The following is a 21,368-nucleotide window of genomic DNA, read 5'->3' on the forward strand; positions in this document are numbered from 1 at the left end:
ATCAAGCGATGAGCCCCGCGAACCTACAGACCATATGGAAAAATGGAGCAGACTTTATCGTCCCATCAATAGCGACGTGGCATCGCTTCTATCTCGATTTCATCTGCATCCAGCACCACATGCTTTACGCCTGTCAACTTGGAATTTTGGACATCAAATGCCAGCTTCGCAGTACCCGTAAGGTGCGTGGTTTCGCCAACCCATTCCGATACATAGTCTGGGGGTTCGTCTGGCCCTCTGTATTCCTCCCATTGCAAGTCGTGCTCATGCTCAACTCGAACGTCGAATGTCGCCGTGCATTCGTTATCTCCAAGCGCAACAATATTTATTTCTGAAACTTCCGCACCAAAATTTTTACTATTGTGGATCTCAAAAAATCCATGGGCATGTCTATAGCCCAGAGCATCAAATTTGTTTTGTATTTCAGACTCAATTACATCCAGACCATCCTCGATGGCTGAGTGCATCTTTTGGACGATATCATCCTTGGAGATTAGAAGTTCCGTCGGACGCGGCAGGCTTTTGAAATACAGGAGATTCGAAAATCTCTCGCATGCAAGCTTAAAATCTTGATCTTCAGACACAACTGCGATGCAAGACCCGCTCTTTTCCGAATATATATCCAGAATGGAAATAGCAAAGGCGTCCGGAAATTCCTTGCGTTTCTTCCCCTCGCCAAAAGGTGGGGTCACCGCGTCGTACCAATTCATCACCGTTTTGACATCGACCTGTTCGTAACCAAGCCTGATTACATCAAACTGCTTTAGGAAAATATTCCATTCAGTGGTGGCCACGCGCGCGACCTCCCAATTTTCCAGGTTTGGATCTGTCCTTTTTGGGAAGCTACTCCACTTCGCCAAAAAGGGTGCTCTTCGACGAGCAATTTCGAGAGCGTCTAACGCTTCCTTCGACCGATCCCTAATCTGCCGTTTCACCTCCCGTTCCGTCGGATCGGGAAGTATTAGCTTTAGATTTGCACTCTTTGCTGCGGCAGTGAACGTTGTGAGCGCGGTCGATGCGAAGTTGTACTGTTGTCCGGCCAGGACGCTGGTATCGAGGAATACTGCTGCGGGCATCGACATGTCGGTTCGCGGCTACGAATTAGGTAGCCTCATGATACCGCCACCCGACATCCTCTCGTCTTTGGGAGATTATGTACGCATGCCTGGCAAACCCATCTCACATGCTTTAGACTAGCGGCTCATCTGTTCGATGCGAGCCCTTCACACGGCAGGGGTCACAGGTTCAATCCCTGTACCACCCACCAGATTCGTCAAAAAGCCCAGCAGCGATGCTGGGCTTTTTGTTTTGGCGTTGGACATCGGTGCCGATCACCCGATCGACCAACGCGCCGTCAGCTACGCCACCAGAATTTCTTCAATGGCGGCCCGAGCGAAGCGGATGAACGCCGCCACCTGCTGCGCATCTGCCGGAGCCGACGCCGGCCCGCCATCCAGATACCCTGCCCTCGCCGCGATCATGACTGGTCGGAATGCCTCGTGCAGCCGCTCCAGTACCCACGTCGCCGCCACGTCCTTCGGTGCGATCTTTCCGGTTACCGCGCTGTACCAGATCCGGGCCAGTGCCAGCACGACGTTGCGTTCGTCGCCCTTCCAATCCGCTTCGGCATTCCACTGCGCTGCGGTATCGCGCAGCGCGCGGCGGAAATCTTTCGCGGGGATGGCGTCGAGTAGGGTCTCGGCCGAAGGGCCCACCAGTGCCACGCTGTGCTGGCGCGCCTTCGTCAGCAGGATGGCCAGGTCGTGATCGAGAACTGGCGATTCGACGATGTCGGCCTGCAAATCGGTGCGCAGCCATTCACCGAACTGGATCTCGCGCCTGGCCGGGTAGCGCCAGGGCACCACCTCATCGCGCGCCACCACGGTGACTTCCAGCGAGCGCCACGGCCCGCCGCTGCCTGGCGGCACGGAAACCGTCAATAGATCGCGCATCAATGCGCGCCTGGCGGATTCTTCGAGCCGCGTCCGCACGATCACCAGCAGATCGATATCGCTGCATGGCTTCAATCCGCCATCGATGGCCGATCCGAACAGGTGGATGCCAATCAGCGTGCCGCCTGAATGTCGCGCGATCACTGCGCAGGCCAGCAAGGTCTGCTCTGAATTATCTACGGGAACGATCGTGCGTGCCATCTCAGTCATCGACAGACCCTTTCCGGTCAGATTTCACCCGGCAAGCATACGGCCCTCGAACACAAAGGGCACGCGTTCGTCGGATAAACATTGGAGACGATGACAGTCAGAAGTTGAGTCGGGAGAGATTCCCCGTCTACCATAGCCGCACGGCGATTATCAAGAGTGGCAAATGAATCACTCCAAAGACGCTATCCTGCAGGGGCTGACGGAGCGCATAGCCGTCCAGGTACTACGCGGAAATCCGCTTCACCACCAGACAGGACCGACCTGAAAACCATCCCTATGTCGAAGAGTTCGAAGAAAAAGTACCTCAAGGCCCTGAACCGGAGCCTTAAGAAGGAAGCCGGAAAGGATTTCGCGTCGAGCTTTGTGTTCTATCCGCCCGGCGCCAAGCCCAGGGACGCCACCGGCGTGACCGCCAGCGAGGCCGCCAATCCGCAGGAACTGAAGCTCATGGAGGCCGTGCAGGCGCGCGTGTTCGCGGAATTCAGCGGCCCCTCCGAGCGCCGCCTGATCACCAGCCGGAGGTAGTCGTCCTTGCTTCCCCGTTACAGCGACCCCGCGTTCTACGCGCTCCTTGCCAGCAGCTATGCACGACTGCTGGGAAAGTCACTGGTGCCTGAGCCGATGCCGGCGACCGAAGCCGCCGCATGGCTCTATGAAACGGCGCCCTTCGCCATCCTCGCCCACAATACCGCGCCCGACCCGGTGTTCGTCTACGGCAACAAGGCCGCCCAGCGACGCTTCGAGTACGACTGGGACGAGATCACACGGCTGCCATCGCGCCTGTCTGCCGAAGCGCCGAACCGCGAGGAGCGGCAGCGTTTTCTCGAACGGGTGCAGCAACAGGGCTACGAGTCGGGCTACAAGGGCGTGCGCATTACCAAGTCCGGACGCCGCTTCATGATCGAGGAAGCCACGCTGTGGCAGATGTTCGATACCGACGGCGTGCTACACGGACAGGCCGTGATCATTCCACGAACACGGGATTTGTGAGCGCCTCCGGCACACGCGCGGACTCCGCTTCCGCCCGTTCAGCCTCGACCTGGTGCAGAAAATGCTCGATGCTGTATCTCGCATGGCTGTCCCCTGGCAGCTCTTCCGGCCAGTTGGCCGGGCGCTCGTCGGGCAGGTTGTCGCATCGACCCCGGACACATTGCCGTTGCATTGGCGATGGCCCGCTGCGTTGCGCAGGGGCTTCGCCTTGGCGCAATACGGTTAGCTCAAGCCACCTCAAAGAAATGCGTGCCGTCGCGATCGAGTTGTGCAATCAGGCCGAACTCCCAATCGAGGTACGCCTGCATGGCAGCCGCTGCGTTGTCAGTGCCCTCGTACGGACGGCGATAGCGATCCGTACGCGGCACGGCCAGACGGGTTTCGCCCGGCTCGGCTGGCAGGCCCGCGTCGAACCAGGCCGTGTTGCCGCCTTCGAGCACAAACACCTCCGAAGTGGTCAGCGCCTGCAGGTCCACGGCCGCGAATCGCGCCAGCAGGCTTGACCCGCAGGTCAGCACATAGCGGCGGGCCGGCGGGATAGCGCGCAGCGCCTGGGCCAGCTGCGCCCGGATCGCGAACCACGCACCGGGGATATGGCGCTTGACGTAATTGGCGCTGGCTGTCACGTCAATGACGGCCACATCGCCGGTTTCCAGCCAGCTGGACAGCGTTGCCGGCGTGATCGTGGGCACTTCCGGCGTGGCGGGACGATTCGCCGCCGGGGTGCCGCGCTCGCTGCGCAGGGCATCGCCGACCGGCTTCACCACATGGACGTCCCACCCCATCTGGGCCAGCCACGACGCGGTCATGTTCGCGCGCACATCGTCATCGTCCGCCAGCACGATGCGCGCGCCACGCACCGGCGCATGGTGATCGGTTTCCTGCACCAGCTGCCCGCCCGGCGCGCTGGCGAAGCCCGGCAGATGGCCATCGGCGTATTCCTCGGGCGTGCGCACGTCGAAGCGGTACACGGTGCGGCCCGGGGCCTCCAGCGATGCCAGCGCATCATGCGCGATGCGCTTCACGCCCGCCCTGTCCGCTATGGCGCGGGCGCCTGCACGGGCCTGTTCCAGGTTGGCCGCGCCCACCTGCGCCGGTGCGCGGCGGCTCGCGCCGTGCGACAACGTCTGCCCGGCCAGGGTCCACCCGATCGTTCCATTGCGCAGCGCAGCCACGCGGTTCGGAATACCGGCATTGATCAGCGACTGGGTGCCGATGATGCTGCGGGTACGACCCGCGCAATTGACGACGACTTGCGTGGCGGGGTTGGGAGCCAGTTCGCGCACACGTAGCACCAGTTCCGCGCCGGGCACGCTCGTCGACGTGGGAATGTTCATGGTCTGGTATTCGTCGAAGCGGCGCGCGTCGACGATCACCACATCGGCCTTGCGGTCGATCAGCGCCTGCACCTCCGGGGCGCTCAGCGAGGGCGTGTGCCGCTTCGCCTCGACCAGTTCTCCAAACGACTTGCTCGGCACGTTGACGTCCCGGAACACTTCGCCGCCGCCGTCGATCCATGCTTCCAGGCCGCCGTCGAGCAGCGACACATCGGTATAGCCAAGCGTACGCAGCACGCTTGCGGCACGCGGCGCCAGGTCTTCGCCGTCATGCCGGCCGTAGACCACGATACGGGTATCGCGCCGCGGGATGCGCGTCCAGGCTTCGAGTTCGAGCTTCGACAGCGGGAAGTTGGCCGCCCAGAGCGGATGCTGCTGCGCGAACGGGTCTTCCTCGCGCACATCCACCAGCGCAATCTCGGTGCGGTCCAGCAACGCCTGGCGCACTGCCTGGCTGGTCGTGACGGGAAACGGATGGCTGGCTGCGGTCATGGTGCGACGGATTCCTTCGAGCGGTCCCAGGGATTGGGCAAGGTGGTATTGGAGTAGCCGGAGACAAAGGTCTTGCTGCCGCCGGCTTCCGGATAGACATGGCGGCTTACCGCGCCGATATTGGCGCCGTAGACGTGGATGCTGATCGATACACGGTCGTCGAAGGCATTGTGAACGCGGTGGATATCGCCCACCGTTGGCGACACCGCCTCCACCTGGCCCGGCTCCAGCCGTACGGCCTCGCCTGCCGACCGGGGCACGCCGTCGCCGTGTATCGCGTAGGGCTGCGCGTACTCGGCGCCGCGCAGCATGCCGATCAGGCCCCACACCGTATGGTCGTGGATCGGCGTGCGCTGTCCCGGCCCCCAGACGAAGCTGACGATCGAGAACCGCTCGGCGGAATCGCAGTGCAGCAGCATCTGCTGGTAGAACTCGGGATGGGGCTGCGCATAGGCTTCGGGCAACCAGTCGTCCCGCGCCACCAGCTTTGCCAGTAGCGCGCTGCCTTCGTCGAGGATGCGGGGCTCGTCCGGCTGCTGGTCGAGCAAGGCGGAAAAGGCGGTGATGAAGTCGCGCAGCGGCGCCAGCGCGTGCGCGCCAGGTAGCGTCTCGGCCATGGCTTGTCTCCAGATTCTCGTGTGCCGTCTAGGCTGCGGCACATCGCACACAACCATAGCACGGCCGGTAGTCGGGGGCGCGCCGGCTCAGACGCCAAGCGCCGCACGGCCGGCGGCGGTCAGGATGGCGTCGTTCTGCGGCGTGTGGATGCGGCTGCAGAGCACGTCGCGATAGTGGCGTTGCAGCGGGTTGTGCCGGCTCAGGCCGTGATTGCCCGACAGTTGCAGCGCCAGTTCCACGGCGCGAATCGCGTTCGACGTCACGGTGTACTTGAGCAGCCCGCTGTCGGCCGGCAGCGGCGGCGCGCCAGCATCGGTGCGCGCGGCAATATCGTCCAGCAAGACCTGGTTCACGCGCAGCAGCGCGGCGATCTCGCCAATCGACTCCTGCACGCGCGGCAAGGTGGCCAGCGGCTTGCCCAGGCTGCCCGGCGCCCGCTCGTGCACGAACTGGCGGATCCAGTCGAAGCCGGCACGCGCCACGGCGTCGTAGAGGCTGCCCAGCAGGGTCACCATCCACGCCTGCTGGTCGGCGTTGGCGTCGATGTCCGCCTGGCTGCCGCCTGCTGGCGCCCAGGCCGCAGGCGGGCGGATGTCCACGGCGTTTTCCAGCGGGATCCACACATCCTCGAACACGGTCTCGTGGCTGCCCGACGCGCGCAGCCCCAGATGGTCCCAGCTTTCGATCACCCGGATGCCGGGCGTCTCGGCGTCGGGCTTCGGCACCAGAAAGATGCCGACGCGGGGCTCGGGCTCGTGCGTGCGCGCCCATACGGCCAGCCATCGCAGCGCCGGGATGCCGGTGGTGTACAGCTTGTGGCCGCGCAGCCGCCAGCGGTCGCCCACGCGGGTGGCCACCGTGCCCGGCAGGCCACCCCGTGCCGGCGAGCCAAGCTCGGGCTCCACGCGCAGCGAGTTGATCAGGCCGCCCTGCTCCACGGCGCTGCGGAATACCTGCTGGCGCACCGCCTCGGGCCAGCGCGAATCGGCGCGGCCGATGGACCGGTGCTGGAGGTAAGTCATCGTCAGCACCAGCGCCGTGGCTGCATCGCCGCCCGCCACGGCCGCGATGATGCGCCGCGCCGTGGCCAGCCCCGCGCCCGCCCCGCCATGCGCGGCCGGCACTACCTGTGCGATCAGGCCGTCGCGGTGCAGCTGCGCGAAATTGTCGTGCGGGAACGTGCCGTCGGCGTCGTGGGCGGCAGCGGTGGCGGCAAAGCGCGCGGCCAGTTCGGCCAGCACGTCGTCCAGCCGTGCCGCTGGGGTCGGCAGGCGATGCAGGGATGACGAAGACATGGGGTTTCCTTCGGGCGTCGGGGGAACAGGATCAGGCGCCACATAGCGTACCGCCGCACGCCCAGCCTTGATAACGACGCATATCGCATATCGACCGGCGGTTTTTGCTGCATATGGAGCGGCGTTTTTATTCGTTGGGTCTGCCGCCGCGCGGGCGTACGTTCTCGTCCATACCCGTACCCCATCCAGGCAAACCAGGAGCGTCACGCATGAGCGTCAACTTCATCGGCATGATCCAGAGCCAGAAGCAATCGGAAATCCATCCGCCTACCGGGCCCGTGATCGACCGCGACTACGTGCGCGCCTTTGCGCAGGCCCACGAGCAGGCCGGCTTCGACCGCATCCTGGTGCCGCACCACTCTACCGGCCCGTCCGCCACGCTGACCATCTCGTACGCGGCCGCCGTCACGGAGCGCATCCACTTCATGCTGGCCCACCGCCCGGGCTTCACCTCGCCCACGCTGGCCGCGCGCCAGATCGCCACGCTGGACCAGTTCAGCGGCGGCCGGCTCGGCGTGCACTTCATCTCCGGCGGGTCGGACGACGAACAGAAGCGCGATGGCGACTACCTGGACCACGACCAGCGTTACGCCCGCACGGACGAATATCTGGGCATCCTGCGGCGCATCTGGACAGAGCCGCAGCCGTTCGACCACGAAGGCACGTTCTACCGCTTCGCGCGCGGCTTCTCGGAAGTCAAGCCGGCGCAGCAGCCGCATGTGCCGATCTACTTCGGCGGCGCGTCCGAGGCGGCCATTGCCGTCGCCGGCAAGCACGCCGACGTCTATGCGCTGTGGGGCGAATCGCTCGACCAGGTGCGCGAACTGACCACGCGCGTACGCGCCGAAGCGGCCAAACACGGGCGCGAGGTCAACTTCTCGGTGTCGTTCCGGCCGGTGCTGGCCGATACCGAAGAGAAAGCCTGGCAGCGCGCCGACGACATCCTTGAACGCACCCGCGCGTTGCGCGTGCAGGCCGGCTACAGCCGGGGCGGGCCGCAACAGAGCGAAGGCGCGCGCCGGCTGCTGGCCGCGGCCGAACAAGGCGATCGCGTCGACCAGCGTCTGTGGACGGCCATCGCGCGGGAAACGGGCGGCCGCTCGAACTCCACCGGGCTGGTCGGCACGCCGGAACAGGTGGCCGACGCCCTGCTGGCCTACTACGACCTGGGCGTGACCACGTTCCTGATCCGCGGCTTCGACCCGCTCGAAGACGCCGTCGACTACGGCCGCGAGCTGATTCCGCGCGTACGCGAACTGGTGGCGCAGCGCGACGCCGAACAACGCCGCCGCGCCGCCTGAACCACCCACACCAACAACAACGGGGAGCGGAAAACATGAGCCAGAACACCTTCCAGCCTGATGCACGCCGCCGCAGCGTCCTGCGGCTCGCCGGCACGGCAGCCATCGCCGCGCCGGCCCTGATCCTGGGCCGCCAGGCGTGGTCCGCACCGCGCAAGCTGACCTTTGCGTGGAACCAGAATTCGTTCTGCCTGACACCGATCGTGGTGGCCCAGGAAAAGGGCTTCTTCGAGAAGAACGGACTGCAGGTGGACCTGATCAACTACAGCGGGTCCACCGACCAGCTGCTGGAATCGATCGCCACCGGCAAGGCCGACGCCGCCGTGGGCATGATCCACCGCTGGCTCAAGCCGCTCGAAGCCGGCTTCGACGTCAAGATCATCGGCAGCTCGCATGGCGGCTGCGTGCGGCTGGTAGGCGCCAAGGCCGCCGGCGTGACCAACCTGCAGGCCCTCAAGGGCAAGACCGTGGGCGTCAGCGACCTGGCCGCGCCGGGCAAGCACTTCTTCACGATCCTGCTGGCCAAGAACGGCATCGACCCCGACCGCGACATCACGTGGCGCCAGTACCCGGCCGACCTGCTGGGCGTGGCCGTGGACAAGGGCGAGATCCAGGCGATTGCCGATGGCGACCCGAACCTCTACCTGCTGGAAAAGCGCACCAATGGCGCCTATGTGGAACTGGCGACCAACCTGACCGGCGAGTATGCGCGCAAGGTCTGCTGCGTGATCGGCGCCCGTGGCGAACTGGTCCGCAACGACCGCCCGGCCGCGTCTGCGCTGGCCCGGTCGATCGTGCAGGCCACCGACTACGTCAACGAAAACCCGAACGAGGCGGCCAAGGTATTTGCCAAATACTCGCCCAAGATCAGCACCGACGACCTGCGCAAGCTCTATGCGTCGCTGACCTACAACCATCACCCGACCGGCGTGGACCTGCAGGAGGAAATCGCGTTCTACGCCGGCGATTTCCAGCGCATCGGCGTGCTCAAGAAATCGACCGACACGAAGAAGCTGGCGCAGCACGTCTACGCCAACGTCCTCGGCTAACCCGGGAGCGCCGACATGGCTACGCCGCAACACACGCTTGACGCCCAGCTGCCGCTGGACGGATCGGTCGCATCGGCCAAGCCGGCCGGACCGGCCGCATCGACCGGCACGCCAGCCGGCGCCTGGCCCACCGGCATCGTCGCCGCGCTGGCGTGGGGCGCCTTCGGCGCGCTCACCTGGCGCTGGCCGAACAAGGTGGCCGGCTTTTCGGACTGGGCCTATACCGAGGAACTCGGCATCGCGGTACTCGTGGCGGCCGCCGCGCTGCTGGCGGTCGCCTTGGCGGGCGGCTACGCGAGCCCGCTGCGCCGCGTGCGCCAGGCGCTACGCCATGCCGGCCCGTGGCTGGTAGCCCTGCCGCTGGTCTTCGCGGGCTGGGAAATCCTGACCGCGAAGACGGCACTGCTGCCCACGCCCTTCTTTGCACCCCCGCAGGCGCTGATCGAGGTCTACATCGACGACTGGCGCCGGCTGGGCGACAGCGCGCTGAACACGCTGAAGCTGCTGGGCTTCGGCGTGGCCTACGGCGGTGTGGCGGGCTTCCTGATCGGCGTGTCGATCGGATGGTCGCGCCGCATTGGCTACTGGGTGCATCCGGTGCTGCGCGTGCTGGGCCCGCTGCCCTCCACCGCGCTGCTGCCGCTGACGTTCTACTTCTTCCCGTCGAGCTATTCGGCGGCCGTCTTCCTGATCGCGCTGGCCACGGCCTTTCCGGTGGCGGTGCTGACCTGGTCCGGCGTGGCCAGCGTCAACAAGAGCTACTACGACGTGGCCCGCACGATGGGCGCGTCAGAGGCATTCCTGGTGCTGCGCGTGGCCATCCCGGCGGCGCTGCCCCAGGTCTTCGTGGGGCTGTTCATGGGGCTCGGCGCGTCGTTCTCGGTGCTGGTCACGGCCGAGATGATGGGCGTGAAGTCGGGGCTCGGCTGGTATCTGACCTGGGCGCAGGGCTGGGCCTCCTACGTGAACATGTACGCGGCGCTGATCGTCATGGCCCTGCTGTTCTCGGGCGTCATCACATTGCTGTTTGCGGTGCGCGACCGCGCGCTGTCGTGGCAGAAAGGAACCGTCAAATGGTAGTGGCCGCATCCGATCCCTCGCGTGGCGCCCGCATCGATATCCGCGCCGTCAGCCATGCCTTTGGCGATGGCGACCAGCAGCTGCCGGTGCTCGACAGCGTCAACCTGAAGGTGGCCCCGGGCGAGTTCGTCGCGCTGCTGGGCCCCAGCGGCTGCGGCAAGTCCACGCTGCTGCGGCTGGTGGCCGGGCTCGACAGCCCGTCGCAGGGGCAGATCCTGCAGGACGACACGCCGATCGACCGCCCCGACCCATCGCGCATCGTCGTCTTCCAGGACCCCACGCTCTACCCGTGGCGCCGCGTGCGCGACAACGTGGCGCTGGGCCTGCAGGCCCGCGGCCTGCTGCGCCGGGAAGGCCATCGCGTCGATGCGGCGCTCAGGCGCGTGGGGCTCGAAGCCTTCGCCCGCGCGTTTCCGCATCAGCTGTCGGGCGGCATGGCCCAGCGCGTGGCACTGGCGCGTGCGCTGGTCAACGATCCCCGGCTGCTCGTGCTCGACGAGCCGCTCGGCAAGCTCGATTCGCTGACGCGACTGGCCATGCAGAGTGACCTGGTCGAACTGTGGCAGCGCGCGGGCTTTTCCGCCCTGCTGGTCACGCACGATGTGGAAGAGGCGCTGTTCCTGGCGCAACGCGTGATCGTGTTCAGCCAGCGGCCGGCGCGCATCACGGCCGAGATCCACGTCGACCTGCCCTATCCCCGCCATCGCGGCGATCCGCGGCTGACCGAGCTTCGGCACGAAGCACTGCGCCACCTGGGTCTCGATGCCAGCTGGTAAGACCGTCGCCCGGGGCGCCGCATGAGCGCCCCGCCACCGCAGGCATGGCTCGCGGCGCTGCTGCGCCTGGTGCAGGAAGTCCAGCTTGCCCTGTGGCAGCTCTGGCACGTGCTGGGCTGGTCTGGCGATGTGCACGGCCAGCCTGCCTGGCCGTGGTCGCACCGCATTGCCGGAGAAACCCTGCTGATCGACCTGGGACTGGCGCGCCAGCTGGGCCTGTCGGTGCTGGCCGTCGTGCTGGCGCTGGCCTGCCTGGTCGTGGCGCTGTGCTGGCGCCGGCGGCGCATGGTGTGGCTGGGCATCGGCGCGCTGGCGCTGGTGGCGGCGCCCTGGCCTTCGCCGGCGCTGCTCGTCACGCCCGCGGCTCCGACGAGCTTTCACCAGAGCCCCACCCGTTTCGCCGTGGATGCCATCGCCACGGGCGCGCAGGTCTACGCGCAGCATTGCGTGGCGTGCCATGGCATAGACGGCCGGGGCGAAGGTCCGCAGGCGGCCACGCTGTCACGCTGGCCGCCGACCTTCCTGAGTCCGCTGCTGGGCCGGCGCGCCGAAGGCGAACTGTTCTGGCACATCGTGGCCGGCATGCGCGACCGCGACGGGCACACGACGATGCCGGCCTTCGGCGATCGGCTTGACGATGCCCGGGCATGGGCCGTGATCGATTACCTGAAGACGCTGGCCGCCGGCACCGGCGGCGCTACCCAAGGCAGTTGGCCGGTGCCGCTGCGACTGCCCGATGTGATGGTGCGCTGCGGCGCGGCGCCGCCACGCGCGCTGGACGACTGGCGCGGGCACCAGCGCGTGCGCGTCGTGGCATTCGATGGCGCGCCTGTGACATTGCCCGTCGACGATCCACGCTTCCTCACGCTGCTGGTCACGCCTGACGGCCGCCCGCCAGCCACGATTCCGGATTTCCGCGCCGGTTGCGCGGCCGCGTCCGCGCAGGCCTGGCCAGTGTTCGCGCGGATCGCGGGGGTCGATCCTGCCCGGTTGCCCGGCACCACGTGGCTGACCGATCGCGACGGCTGGCTGCGCGCGCAGGCAGCTACCGGAGACAAGGGCTGGAGCGACGCCAGCCTGGTTTGCACGGCGGGGCAGCCGGCTCCGGACGTGCCGAGCGGCCGGGGAGCCGGCCAGCGCCTGCCACCCGATGGCCTGACCGCACTGCTGTTGCGCATCGACGCGGAGCCCGTGCGCTTTGTGCAAGGGGGATTCATTCACTGAGGGCCATCGCCATGGGGGCATTTGCGTTGGGTCAATTCGCCGCCAGGACGAGAAAATTCCGCACCAACAATTAGAAATGTCCTAACGACGTCGAGCGGCACAGCAAGTAGCGTTGAGAGCTTCCCCCCAACGCCAAGCCTTGAAGACGATGTCGCTGGAACTGACACCTGCCAATGCCGAGACCGGCGCCGGAACCGGCGCTACCGCGCTGAAGACCTGGACGGGACGCTATGCCGTATCGGCCGGCCTGTTCGAGGTCAGGCCTCGCTATCTGCCACGTGACGCGCGTCCCATCCTCGACGATGACCTCGACTGCATCATCGGCTACTACCGCCGTTTTGGGCTGCGCAGCCATCTCTACGATCTCAACGGCGACATGTTCTCGGTGTCGGAAGACCTGTCGAACCTGCCGCCGCCCGAAAAGCGCGACCCGCTGATGGTGGTGGGCGGGCTCTGGCGCGCAAACGTGCGCGGTATAACCGCCGTGGGCCTGACCGGCACGGGCGCGACAATGGCGACAGCCACGGTGGCCCAGCTACGCACCCGTTTTGCCCGCCTGGCGCAGTCATCGCTGCTTTACCGGAGCGCGGCCCTGGCGCGCATGGACGATCCGCAGCGGTTCGTACCCGTGCATATCCTGCGGCTGGCGATGCGTCACGGCGAATCCGTGGCCCCGCCACCGGGACTCTCCCGGGCGTCGCGCTACCTGACTTCCATGCTGATCCGCCGCCAGCCGTTCATGCTGGACGTGGTGACCGCTAACGGCAATACGACGATCGTGGATTTCGAGTACTGGCGTTACGCGGATGCGCTGCCGGCCGCGTGAACCGGCACGCTCGCCGGCGCCGGGCTTGCATGGGTGACGTGATCGATGGCTCGCAGCACCTCGTCGACCGATGGCGGTGCGCCGTTATCGCCAACCGACACCGACTGTCCGGGCTTGTTCACGCCAAAATGCGGACTCGACGTCGCGGTGAACAGCATGACGGTCGGCTTGCCCAAAGCATCGGCCAGATGCACGAAGCCCGTGTCCATGCCGACGACCAGAGCGGCCGCATCGACGCGCTGCGCGCACTCGGTGATCGACATGCGCGGCAGCACCTCGGCACCGGGGATGGCTGCGGCCAGTGCCTGGGCTTCCTGCTGCTCCTTCTGCGAGCCCCATGGCAGTTGCACACGGTAGCCGCGCCGGGCCAGCTGGTGCCCGATTTCGACCCAATTGGCCTGCGGCCATTTCTTGATGTCGAGCGACGTCGCGTGGAACAGCAACGCGCGTGGCACGCCATCGGCGTTCAGCGGCGTGGCCGGTGGCGGCACCCGAAGTTCGGCCGTCTCGTGCGGCTCGATGTCGTAACCGAGCGCGTTGGCCACCACCATGCGCATCTTCTGGCGGCAGTTGGCGTCGCCGTGCGGACCAAAAATCTCGGTGTAGGCGAACACGGCCTTTGCTTCGCCGAGAAATTCGGCGGCATAGCCGAGTCGCCGCTTTGTCCGTGCCAGCCTGGCGGCGATGGCACTCTTGTAAACGCCGTGAACGTCGATGGCCACGTCGTAGCGTTCGCGGCGCAGCGACATCAGGGCGCCGATGATGCCGCGCAGGTCGCGCCATTTGCGGCCATTTTTCTTGAACTGGCGCAGGGGCGGCGCGATGACACGGTCGACACCGACCGCCCAACTGGGAATATCCGCGCACGACGCGTCGGCAATCCAGTCGATTTTGGCGTCCGGATAGGCACGGCGCAGGTCGTACAGCAGCGGCAGGGTATGCACCATGTCGCCAAGCGACGTGATCTTGATAAGCAGGATGCGCTTCATGCGGGGGGCGGCTTGATTATGCGAACGCGGCCGGATTTGCCGCGTTGGAAAGGCGCTAGTATGCCCCAGACCGGAAGCACCAGCGCGTGACGCATATGTAACGGATTGCACACATCACAATTCCTCAGCCGCCCCCGCACGCCGGCCGCGGTTGATCGACGTCAGTGCGACCACGCCGAAGCATCCGCCACCACCGTCGCAAACCTGTCGTTCAGCGCGGCCAGCGTCACCCGGTGCAGTTCGGCGGCGTTCAACGGGTCGCCGCCAAGCGGATCGGGCAGATCGCGCGTGGCGCAGCCCGCTGCGACGAGCGTGACGCGATAGCCATGGTCAAGCGCCGACCGCACGGTCGCGCTGATGCACATATGGGTCTGAAAGCCCGCCACGATCAATTCCTTGCGGCCGAGCGCGCCAAGCAACGCGGCCAGATCGGTGCCCGCGAAGCTGTTTGGCCGGTTTTTGATGACCGTCCGCTCACCTTCTGCGGGGGTGAGGCCCTCGATGATGGCCGCGAACGGGCCCGACGGGTCGAACGCACCGCCGGGCTTGCCGTGGTGAACCACGTGGATCACAGGCGTGCCATGCTTGCGGGCCAGCGAAAGCAGCGCGGCGCACTCGGCCACGGCCGCCGGCATGCCGGTCAACGGCAGCTTGCCATCGACGTATTCGCGCTGGTGATCCACCAGCACCAGCACGGCATCCGACCAGGCGGACGGCTGGCGGCTGGCACCGGCGGCATCGAGCAGGGTAAATGGCTTGGCGGCAGGCGATGCGGTCATCTCGGTCTCCGTACAGTGAAAAGTGGCTATGCAGGCATCGTAGAGGCCGGTAAGCTGTACGCCAATTAGCCACGAGATCACACATACTGTGCAAAAAAGCACAATCACCTGGGATGACCTGCTGACCTTGTCCACGCTGATGCGGGTCGGCAGCTATTCGGCCTGCGCCCGTGAACTCGATATCACGCACGCCACCGCCATCCGTCGCATCCGGCGGCTCGAAACCGCGCTGGGCAAACCCGTGGCCACGCGCACGGACGGAACGTTCGTGCTGACTGCCGCCGGACGCAATGCCCTGGCCGCCGCGCGGGAGATGGAACAATCCGCCGACCGGCTGCTGCGCGAGATCGAGGGCGCCAGCCCGGGCGTGTCGGGCGTGGTGCGGGTCGCCGCGACGGCCTCTCTGGGCAGCCATTTCCTGACTCCGCGGCTGCCCGCCTTCTACGCGAGCAATCCCGACGTGGAAGTGCGGCTCGAAGTGGATAACCGCGTCACCAGCCTGGCTCGGCGCCGCGCCCATATTGCGGTACGCCTGGCGCGGCCCCAGGAAGACTCGCTGGTGGCGCAGCGCGCCGGGACAATCCAGTTCGGACTCTATGCGCCCACCGTCATGTCGGCTGCCGTGGCAGAGTCGCGCGATACACCGCTGTGCGGGCTGCTCGACGAAGGCTTCTCGCTGCCCGAAGTCCAGTGGCCGCTTGAGCTGGGACGGCGCTTCTCGTTCCAGTCCAACAGTTTCGTGGCCGTGCGCGAAGGCGTGCGTGCAGCGCTCGGCGTGGCACTACTGCCCCACTACCTGGCGGCCGGCGAGCCCGGCCTGACGCTCGTACGCAATGTCCCCGAAGTGCTCCGCGAAATCTGGCTCGCCTACCCACCAGAGTTTCGGGGGGCATCGCGATTCCGACCCGTCATCGACTGGCTGGCCGAAGCCCTGTCGAATTGCCCGTGAGCCTTTATCGACCCACCGCGCTGTCGCGCCGTCGCCACGACGCGGCGCATACGCCACCCCATGTGGGAAGCCGCACGTGTTTCCCTCGCTACTCTCGCCGAAAAAAATAGCCGTTCTGCTACGCTTTGAACCGGCTGCCAACGTTGCATCCTCAAGGTGCTTTCAAGAAATGGGCAGGGTCGTTGCATTGAAGCCCAGGCAACCGGAAAACGGGTCAGTGCGCAGAACAAGAAGAGATTCATGCGGCACTCATTGAAGTATCGAATGGCAATCGCGGCCGCGACGGTTGTCACGCTGGTATTCGTGGTACGGGTCGGGTTTTCCCAGGTCTACGCATACGCGCGCCTGAAAGAAGTCGTTCAGGCCCAGCAGGACACCCTGGTCAAGCTGGTCGCCGATCAACTCGACGAGAAGCTCGAGTCGCGCGCTCTCGTACTGCGACGGCTCGCGCGCACGCTCGCGCCTGTCCTCGATCGTCCAGCCGGGCAACTGCGCCAGGTGGCCATCGACACGGTCGACATGCCCGAGAACTTCAATGCCACCTTCCTGGCCACGCCCGATGGCACGCTTGTCTTCAGCACCGCCGTGCCCGATGGCGTGAAGATGACCGTAGGCGATCGGGACTACTTCAAGGCCATCGTCAACGGCGCGGACTTTGCCGTTTCCGACCTTCTGCAAGGCAAGCACACGAGCGCACCCGGCGTGATCCTGGCCGTGCCTTTGCACGACAGCCATGGCCAGTTGCGGGGGGTGGTGGGCGGCGTGCTCAACCTGTCGGCGGAGAATTTTCTGCGGGAACTGGCGCAGCACCGTGTGGGTGTCACCGGCTTCTATTGCCTGGTGTCGGCCGGGCCGAATCCGCGCTATGCGATGCACCCCGACGCGGCAAAGGTCCTCACCCCTGCGCAGGCAATTGGCGAATCCTGCGGCGCCGAAGCCCCCGAATCGGATCTGGAGTCGATCTGGCCGGAGCAGCCCGTGGTGGCCCGCTTCCTGCTGGAGTCGAATGGCTGGGAAGTGATCTCGGTCCTGCCCGCCGCCGAAGCCTACGCACCGCTGGTCGAAGTGCGCCAGCGGGCCGTCATCCTGGGCATCGTGACCCTGCTCGCCGCCGCGATACTGATGTGGGCCGTGATCCGGCACCTGCTGGCGCCGCTGGAGCACCTGCATCGGACTGTGCGTCGCCTTTGCGAGCAGCCCGCCGCCATGGCAGAACTGCCCCTGCGCCGCGACGACGAAATCGGCGAACTGGCCGACGCGTTCTCGGAAGTCATGGCCCAGCTGATCGAGCGGGAAGCCGCGCTCAAGGCCGCCAACAGCAATGCAGCGGCCAGTGAGAAGCGCCTGGAGGCCATCGCCAACCATGTTCCGGACCTGGTGGCCTTCGTCGACGCCGGCGAGCGATTCGTGTTCGTCAACCAGGCCTACGCACGCCATTTCGGCCTGCCGGCCAACCAGATCACGGGTCTCACGCTGCGCGAGCTCTGGGGCACGCCCGAGTACGTCGCCAACAAGCCGTACCTGGAACAGGCATGCGCGGGAGAATCGGTCACCTACAGCCGCGAGAACGCCGAGGGCCGGTCCTGGGAAATGACCTTCCAGCCTGCCTGGAACGATACGAAGGACGCCGTTACCGGGCTGCACATGTTCGCGCGCGACATTACCGGCGAACGCCAGAAACTGCGCTCGCTGGAAGCCCAGACGCTGTCCGATCACCTGACTGGCCTGCTCAACCGCAAGGGCTTCGACCGCCGCCTGCAGGAAAACATGGCCCGCGCCGATGCAGGCGGCTACCGCACCGCGCTGCTGCTCGTGGACCTCGACGACTTCAAGGCGGTCAACGACACCTACGGGCACCCGATCGGCGACCAGTTGCTGATTGCCTTCGCGGAACGCCTGCGCGCCTGCGTGCGGGCCGGCGACGCCGTGGCGCGGATCGGCGGCGACGAATTCGCGATCGTGCTCGACAACGTGAGCAACCCGAATACGGTCCAGCGGATTGCCCACGCGGTGGTGCATGCGGCAATGCGGCCGTTCGATATCGACGGGCGCCGGCTGGTGTCCACGGCCAGCGTGGGCAGCGCGATGCATCGACCGGACCAGGGCACGTCGGTGAGCGAGCTGTTCATGCGCGCCGACATGGCGCTGTACGATGCCAAGCGGCATGGCAAGGCCCGCTATGCGTCGACGGGGACCAGGTGGCCGGAGGACGCGTCCTCGGAAGTCTGAGGCCCGGCCCCGCACGGGGAACCGATGAACGCGTCCAGGTCCTCGTCACTGTCCGGCCATCGTCCGCCCGGGATCTCGGGCACGATATCCAGCAGCCCCGCCCGCCGCATGGCACCTGCCAGCGTCGGATCGGCGAGCATATGGATGCCCAGCACCGAGCCCCACATCAGTTTCAGGGCGGTCAGCCGCTTCAGGGACTGTTCGATATCGCGCCGCTTCGGCGCCCGGTTCCAGTCGGGGTCCAGTTCCCGGACGACCGTCCCGTACAGCGCCATCGTCCGGCTGTCGAACCCGGCAATCGTGGACGGGGTGGCGGCCACCACGCGCAGCACCGCATCGTCGATCGGGTCCAGGGGATCCATTGCTTTCAGGAAAGGCTGGTGAACTTTGGCCAACCGGCGGTCAACGGCCCGTTCGAATGCGTGCCTGAGGCTCACTCCCTCGAACTGGCCGTAAAGCGCTACCCGCAACGCGGCATCCATCAGTACTTCGGGACGACTTTCGGCACGCTGGAACATCCGTTCGAGCAGCGCATCGTCGACCGAAGGCGGCAGTTCATACTTGCGCCGTACCCAATGCAGGAAGTCCTCGCCAAGTTCCGGAAACGCAAATTGCGACGCGCTGTACATCGTGTGCCGACCGCCCAGCATCATCAGCAGCTTCGTGCGGTCGGAGCCCGTGAATACGGTCCGTACGCCATACAGTCCCCGGTCGTTGTTGAGCAGGTCCCGGGTGGCTTTCAGCGTGTACAGCATGCTGTCCCCACGCTCGGTTGCCAGCATCTGCTGCGCTTCGTCGATGATCAGGATGATCGGACGACGCATCCTGGCCGACAACGCCTCCATTGAGCGGTAGACCCACAGCCCCCCGCGCTTCTCGTGCGCCCCGCCGTGATCGAAGGCCAGCGACAGGCTGCCGAATCCCACCCCTTTCAGACCCACCGCATGCGCGAATCTGGCGACGATGGTTTCATTGGCATCCAGTGCCTTCTGTACCGCACCGACCACCACGTCGGCAGGGTCCTTGTCCGTCTCGCCCCACAGGTCCGCCATCACCACCAGCGCGCCAAGCCTGCGGATGGCAGGCGCCACCTCCTGCCGCAGGAACGTGCTCTTGCCGATGCCACGCGATCCGATCAGCGCGATGACCTTGCTGGCCGGCCCATGCACCAGCTTCTGCGCGATGTCCGCAGCAAGCCTGGGGCGTCCGAAATGATCCGACAAATCCATATCGCTCCTCGTTCATGAAGACCCGCGAGCGATTCTAGGCAGCCCACCTCGGCAGTCCACCCCTCAACCCCGACTGCAACAGCAATGTTCCAATCCTTAACAGATCCACAAAAAAATGAAGCGGTGACGCAACACGCGCCACCGCTTCACACTGCAGGCCGAACACCCCGTTCAGGGAAGGATCAGCGGACTCGCCCTTCCTTCCACGCCTGCAGCAGCTTGTCGTAGGCGATGGTCTCGCCCTTCGGCTTTTCGTTATCGAGCTTCTTCCACGGCGCGTGCTCCGACGACAGCCACTTCGACGGATCGCTCTTCGGGTTCAGCTTCGGCGCGCACTGGGCCATGCCCGCGCGCTGCAGCCGGCCCATCACCTGGTCCATTTCCTCGGCCAGGTTGTCCATGGCGGCTTGCGGCGTCTTCTCGCCCGTCACCGCCGTGGCCACGTTCTTCCACCAGAGCTGCGCGAGCTTCGGATAGTCGGGCACGTTGTTGCCGGTCGGCGTCCATGCCACGCGGGCCGGGCTGCGGTAGAACTCGATCAGGCCACCGTACTTGGCGGCGTTCTTGGTCAGGTACTCGTGGTGGATGTCGCTGTCGCGGATGAAGGTCAGGCCCGTCAGCGACTTCTTCAGCGACACCGTCTTCGAGGTCACGAACTGGGCGTAGAGCCACGCCGCGGCCAGGCGGTTCGGGTCGGTGTTCTTGAAGAACGTCCACGAGCCCACGTCCTGGTAGCCGTTCTGCATGCCCTGCTTCCAGTACGGGCCGTACGGCGACGGCGCCATGCGCCACTTCGGCGACCCGTCGGCGTTGACCACCGGCAGGCCCTTCTTGGTCATGTCGGCCGTGAAGGCCGTGTACCAGAAGATCTGCTGGGCCACCTGGCCCTGGGCCGGCACGGGGCCGGCCTCGGAGAACGTCATGCCCATGGCCTGCGGCGGCGCGTACTTCTTCATCCAATCGATGTACTTGGTCAGCGCGTAGACGGCCGCCGGGCTGTTGGTGGCACCGCCCCGCGACACCGACGCGCCCACCGGCGTGCACTTGTCGTCGGCCACGCGGATGCCCCACTCGTCCACGGGCATGCCGTTGGGCAGGCCCTTGTCGGCCGAACCGGCCATCGACAGCCAGGCATCGGTAAAACGCCAGCCCAGCGAGGGGTCCTTCTTGCCGTAGTCCATGTGGCCGAAGACCTTCTTGCCGTCCAGCTCCTTCACGTCGTTGGTGAAGAAGTTGGCGATGTCCTCGTAGGCCGACCAGTTGGTCGGCACCCCCAGGTCATAGCCGTACTTGGCCTTGAACTTGTCCTGCAGGTCCTTGCGCGCGAACCAGTCGGCGCGGAACCAGTACAGGTTGGCAAACTGCTGGTCGGGCAGCTGGTAGAGCTTGCCGTCCGGCGCCGTGGTGAACTTGGTGCCGATGAAGTCCTTGACGTCGATGCCGGGGTTGGTGTACTCCTTGCCGGCGCCGTTCATGTAGTCGGACAGCGGCAGGATGGCGCCGTACCGGTAGTGCGTGCCGATCAGGTCGGAATCCGAAATCCAGCCGTCGTAGATCGACTTGCCGGACTGCATCGACGTCTGCAGTTTCTCGACGACGTCGCCTTCCTGGATCAGGTCATGATTGACCTTGATGCCGGTGATTTCCTCGAAGGCCTTGGCCAGCGTCTTCGATTCGTACTCGTGCGTGGTGATCGTTTCGGACACCACATTGATCTGCGTCACGCCCTTGGCCTTGAGCTTGGCGGCGGCGTCGATGAACCACTTCATCTCGGCCTGCTGCTTGTCCTTGGCCAGCGACGACGGCTGGAATTCGCTGTCGATCCACTTCTTCGCCGCGGCCTCGTCGGCCCACGCGGCATGCCCGCATGTCAGTGCGGCCGCAAAGGCCAGGGCCGACATCCCCAACTTCACGCGCTCTTTCATTCGTTGTCTCCTCAGGTACCCTTCCCCGGTTCTGTCACAGGGTTGCGGCCCCGGGGAAGGGACAAGATCTCGCAGCCCATGAACAGCAACACCAGCCGAACCCCTGCGGGGCCGTCTT

The 21,368-nt window shown here is 65.7% G+C and carries 19 protein-coding genes; 10 read left to right on the forward strand and 9 right to left on the reverse strand.

Going from position 1 to position 21,368, the window contains the following annotated elements; translation table 11 throughout:
- Positions 1–65: 65 nt before the first annotated feature.
- Positions 66–1,082 (reverse strand): PIN domain-containing protein, encoded by a 1,017-nt coding sequence (locus tag BLQ58_RS01210; protein ID WP_139186051.1) that lies wholly within the window; start codon positions 1,080–1,082, stop codon positions 66–68.
- Between the two features lie 276 nt (positions 1,083–1,358).
- Positions 1,359–2,153: an aminoglycoside adenylyltransferase family protein gene (locus tag BLQ58_RS01215; protein ID WP_092594189.1), complete on the reverse strand. Its 795-nt coding sequence runs from the start codon at positions 2,151–2,153 to the stop codon at positions 1,359–1,361.
- Between the two features lie 285 nt (positions 2,154–2,438).
- Between BLQ58_RS01215 and BLQ58_RS01220 the strand changes: the two genes are divergently transcribed.
- Together BLQ58_RS01220 and BLQ58_RS01225 are read left to right on the forward strand one after the other, a co-directional pair.
- On the forward strand, positions 2,439–2,687 hold the full coding sequence (locus BLQ58_RS01220) for a hypothetical protein (RefSeq protein WP_092594190.1): 249 nt from the start codon (positions 2,439–2,441) through the stop codon (positions 2,685–2,687).
- A gap of 6 nt (positions 2,688–2,693) precedes the next feature.
- On the forward strand, positions 2,694–3,152 hold the full coding sequence (locus BLQ58_RS01225; RefSeq protein WP_092594191.1) for an MEKHLA domain-containing protein: 459 nt from the start codon (positions 2,694–2,696) through the stop codon (positions 3,150–3,152).
- Between the two features lie 227 nt (positions 3,153–3,379).
- Here the strand turns inward: BLQ58_RS01225 and BLQ58_RS01230 are convergent, their stop codons facing one another.
- The 3 genes from BLQ58_RS01230 to BLQ58_RS01240 all read right to left on the reverse strand — a co-directional run bounded on the left by BLQ58_RS01230 (position 3,380) and on the right by BLQ58_RS01240 (position 6,894).
- On the reverse strand, positions 3,380–4,981 hold the full coding sequence (locus tag BLQ58_RS01230) for a rhodanese-related sulfurtransferase (protein WP_092594192.1): 1,602 nt from the start codon (positions 4,979–4,981) through the stop codon (positions 3,380–3,382).
- Positions 4,978–5,598: a cysteine dioxygenase family protein gene (locus BLQ58_RS01235; RefSeq protein WP_092594193.1), complete on the reverse strand. Its 621-nt coding sequence runs from the start codon at positions 5,596–5,598 to the stop codon at positions 4,978–4,980. Before BLQ58_RS01235 ends, BLQ58_RS01230 begins: the two co-directional genes overlap by 4 nt.
- 87 nt (positions 5,599–5,685) lie before the next feature.
- Complete coding sequence (locus BLQ58_RS01240) at positions 5,686–6,894, reverse strand: acyl-CoA dehydrogenase family protein (RefSeq protein ID WP_092594194.1); 1,209 nt, start codon at positions 6,892–6,894, stop codon at positions 5,686–5,688.
- 209 nt (positions 6,895–7,103) lie between these two features.
- Here BLQ58_RS01240 and BLQ58_RS01245 point away from each other — a divergent pair, with 209 nt between their 5' ends.
- From BLQ58_RS01245 to BLQ58_RS01270, 6 genes are all read left to right on the forward strand, one after another.
- Positions 7,104–8,195 (forward strand): LLM class flavin-dependent oxidoreductase, encoded by a 1,092-nt coding sequence (locus tag BLQ58_RS01245; RefSeq protein WP_092594195.1) that lies wholly within the window; start codon positions 7,104–7,106, stop codon positions 8,193–8,195.
- Between the two features lie 35 nt (positions 8,196–8,230).
- Positions 8,231–9,244 (forward strand): ABC transporter substrate-binding protein, encoded by a 1,014-nt coding sequence (locus tag BLQ58_RS01250; RefSeq protein WP_092594196.1) that lies wholly within the window; start codon positions 8,231–8,233, stop codon positions 9,242–9,244.
- Between the two features lie 15 nt (positions 9,245–9,259).
- Positions 9,260–10,324, forward strand: a complete 1,065-nt coding sequence (locus BLQ58_RS01255; RefSeq protein WP_092594197.1) for an ABC transporter permease — start codon at positions 9,260–9,262, stop codon at positions 10,322–10,324.
- Complete coding sequence (locus BLQ58_RS01260) at positions 10,318–11,100, forward strand: ABC transporter ATP-binding protein (RefSeq protein ID WP_092594198.1); 783 nt, start codon at positions 10,318–10,320, stop codon at positions 11,098–11,100. Before BLQ58_RS01255 ends, BLQ58_RS01260 begins: the two co-directional genes overlap by 7 nt.
- 21 nt (positions 11,101–11,121) lie before the next feature.
- Positions 11,122–12,324, forward strand: coding sequence for a c-type cytochrome (locus tag BLQ58_RS01265; RefSeq protein ID WP_092594199.1), 1,203 nt, complete (start codon positions 11,122–11,124; stop codon positions 12,322–12,324).
- Positions 12,325–12,472: 148 nt separating this feature from the next.
- Positions 12,473–13,150 (forward strand): hypothetical protein, encoded by a 678-nt coding sequence (locus BLQ58_RS01270; RefSeq protein ID WP_092594540.1) that lies wholly within the window; start codon positions 12,473–12,475, stop codon positions 13,148–13,150.
- On the opposite strand, the gene waaC is transcribed toward BLQ58_RS01270, so the two are convergent.
- On the reverse strand, positions 13,123–14,139 hold the full coding sequence (gene waaC, locus BLQ58_RS01275) for a lipopolysaccharide heptosyltransferase I (RefSeq protein WP_092594200.1): 1,017 nt from the start codon (positions 14,137–14,139) through the stop codon (positions 13,123–13,125). The two genes, BLQ58_RS01270 and waaC, sit on opposite strands and share 28 nt — an antisense overlap.
- Before the next feature lie 161 nt (positions 14,140–14,300).
- On the reverse strand, positions 14,301–14,918 hold the full coding sequence (locus BLQ58_RS01280; RefSeq protein ID WP_092594201.1) for a cysteine hydrolase family protein: 618 nt from the start codon (positions 14,916–14,918) through the stop codon (positions 14,301–14,303).
- 88 nt (positions 14,919–15,006) lie between these two features.
- Here BLQ58_RS01280 and BLQ58_RS01285 point away from each other — a divergent pair, with 88 nt between their 5' ends.
- Both BLQ58_RS01285 and BLQ58_RS01290 read left to right on the forward strand, forming a co-directional pair.
- A complete protein-coding gene (locus tag BLQ58_RS01285) occupies positions 15,007–15,867 on the forward strand; it encodes a LysR family transcriptional regulator (RefSeq protein ID WP_092594202.1) in 861 nt (286 codons plus the stop codon).
- 264 nt (positions 15,868–16,131) lie between these two features.
- The gene (locus tag BLQ58_RS01290; RefSeq protein ID WP_092594203.1) at positions 16,132–18,096 is read left to right on the forward strand and encodes a sensor domain-containing diguanylate cyclase; all 1,965 of its coding nucleotides are present in this window, start codon (positions 16,132–16,134) and stop codon (positions 18,094–18,096) included.
- Here BLQ58_RS01290 and BLQ58_RS01295 read toward each other — a convergent pair.
- Together BLQ58_RS01295 and BLQ58_RS01300 are read right to left on the reverse strand one after the other, a co-directional pair.
- Positions 18,045–19,325, reverse strand: coding sequence for an AAA family ATPase (locus BLQ58_RS01295; RefSeq protein ID WP_092594204.1), 1,281 nt, complete (start codon positions 19,323–19,325; stop codon positions 18,045–18,047). The two genes, BLQ58_RS01290 and BLQ58_RS01295, sit on opposite strands and share 52 nt — an antisense overlap.
- Before the next feature lie 182 nt (positions 19,326–19,507).
- Complete coding sequence (locus tag BLQ58_RS01300; RefSeq protein WP_092594542.1) at positions 19,508–21,238, reverse strand: ABC transporter substrate-binding protein; 1,731 nt, start codon at positions 21,236–21,238, stop codon at positions 19,508–19,510.
- Between the last annotated feature and the right edge of the window lie 130 nt (positions 21,239–21,368).

The organism is Ralstonia sp. 25mfcol4.1 (genome assembly GCF_900104095.1).
GTDB lineage: Bacteria > Pseudomonadota > Gammaproteobacteria > Burkholderiales > Burkholderiaceae > Cupriavidus.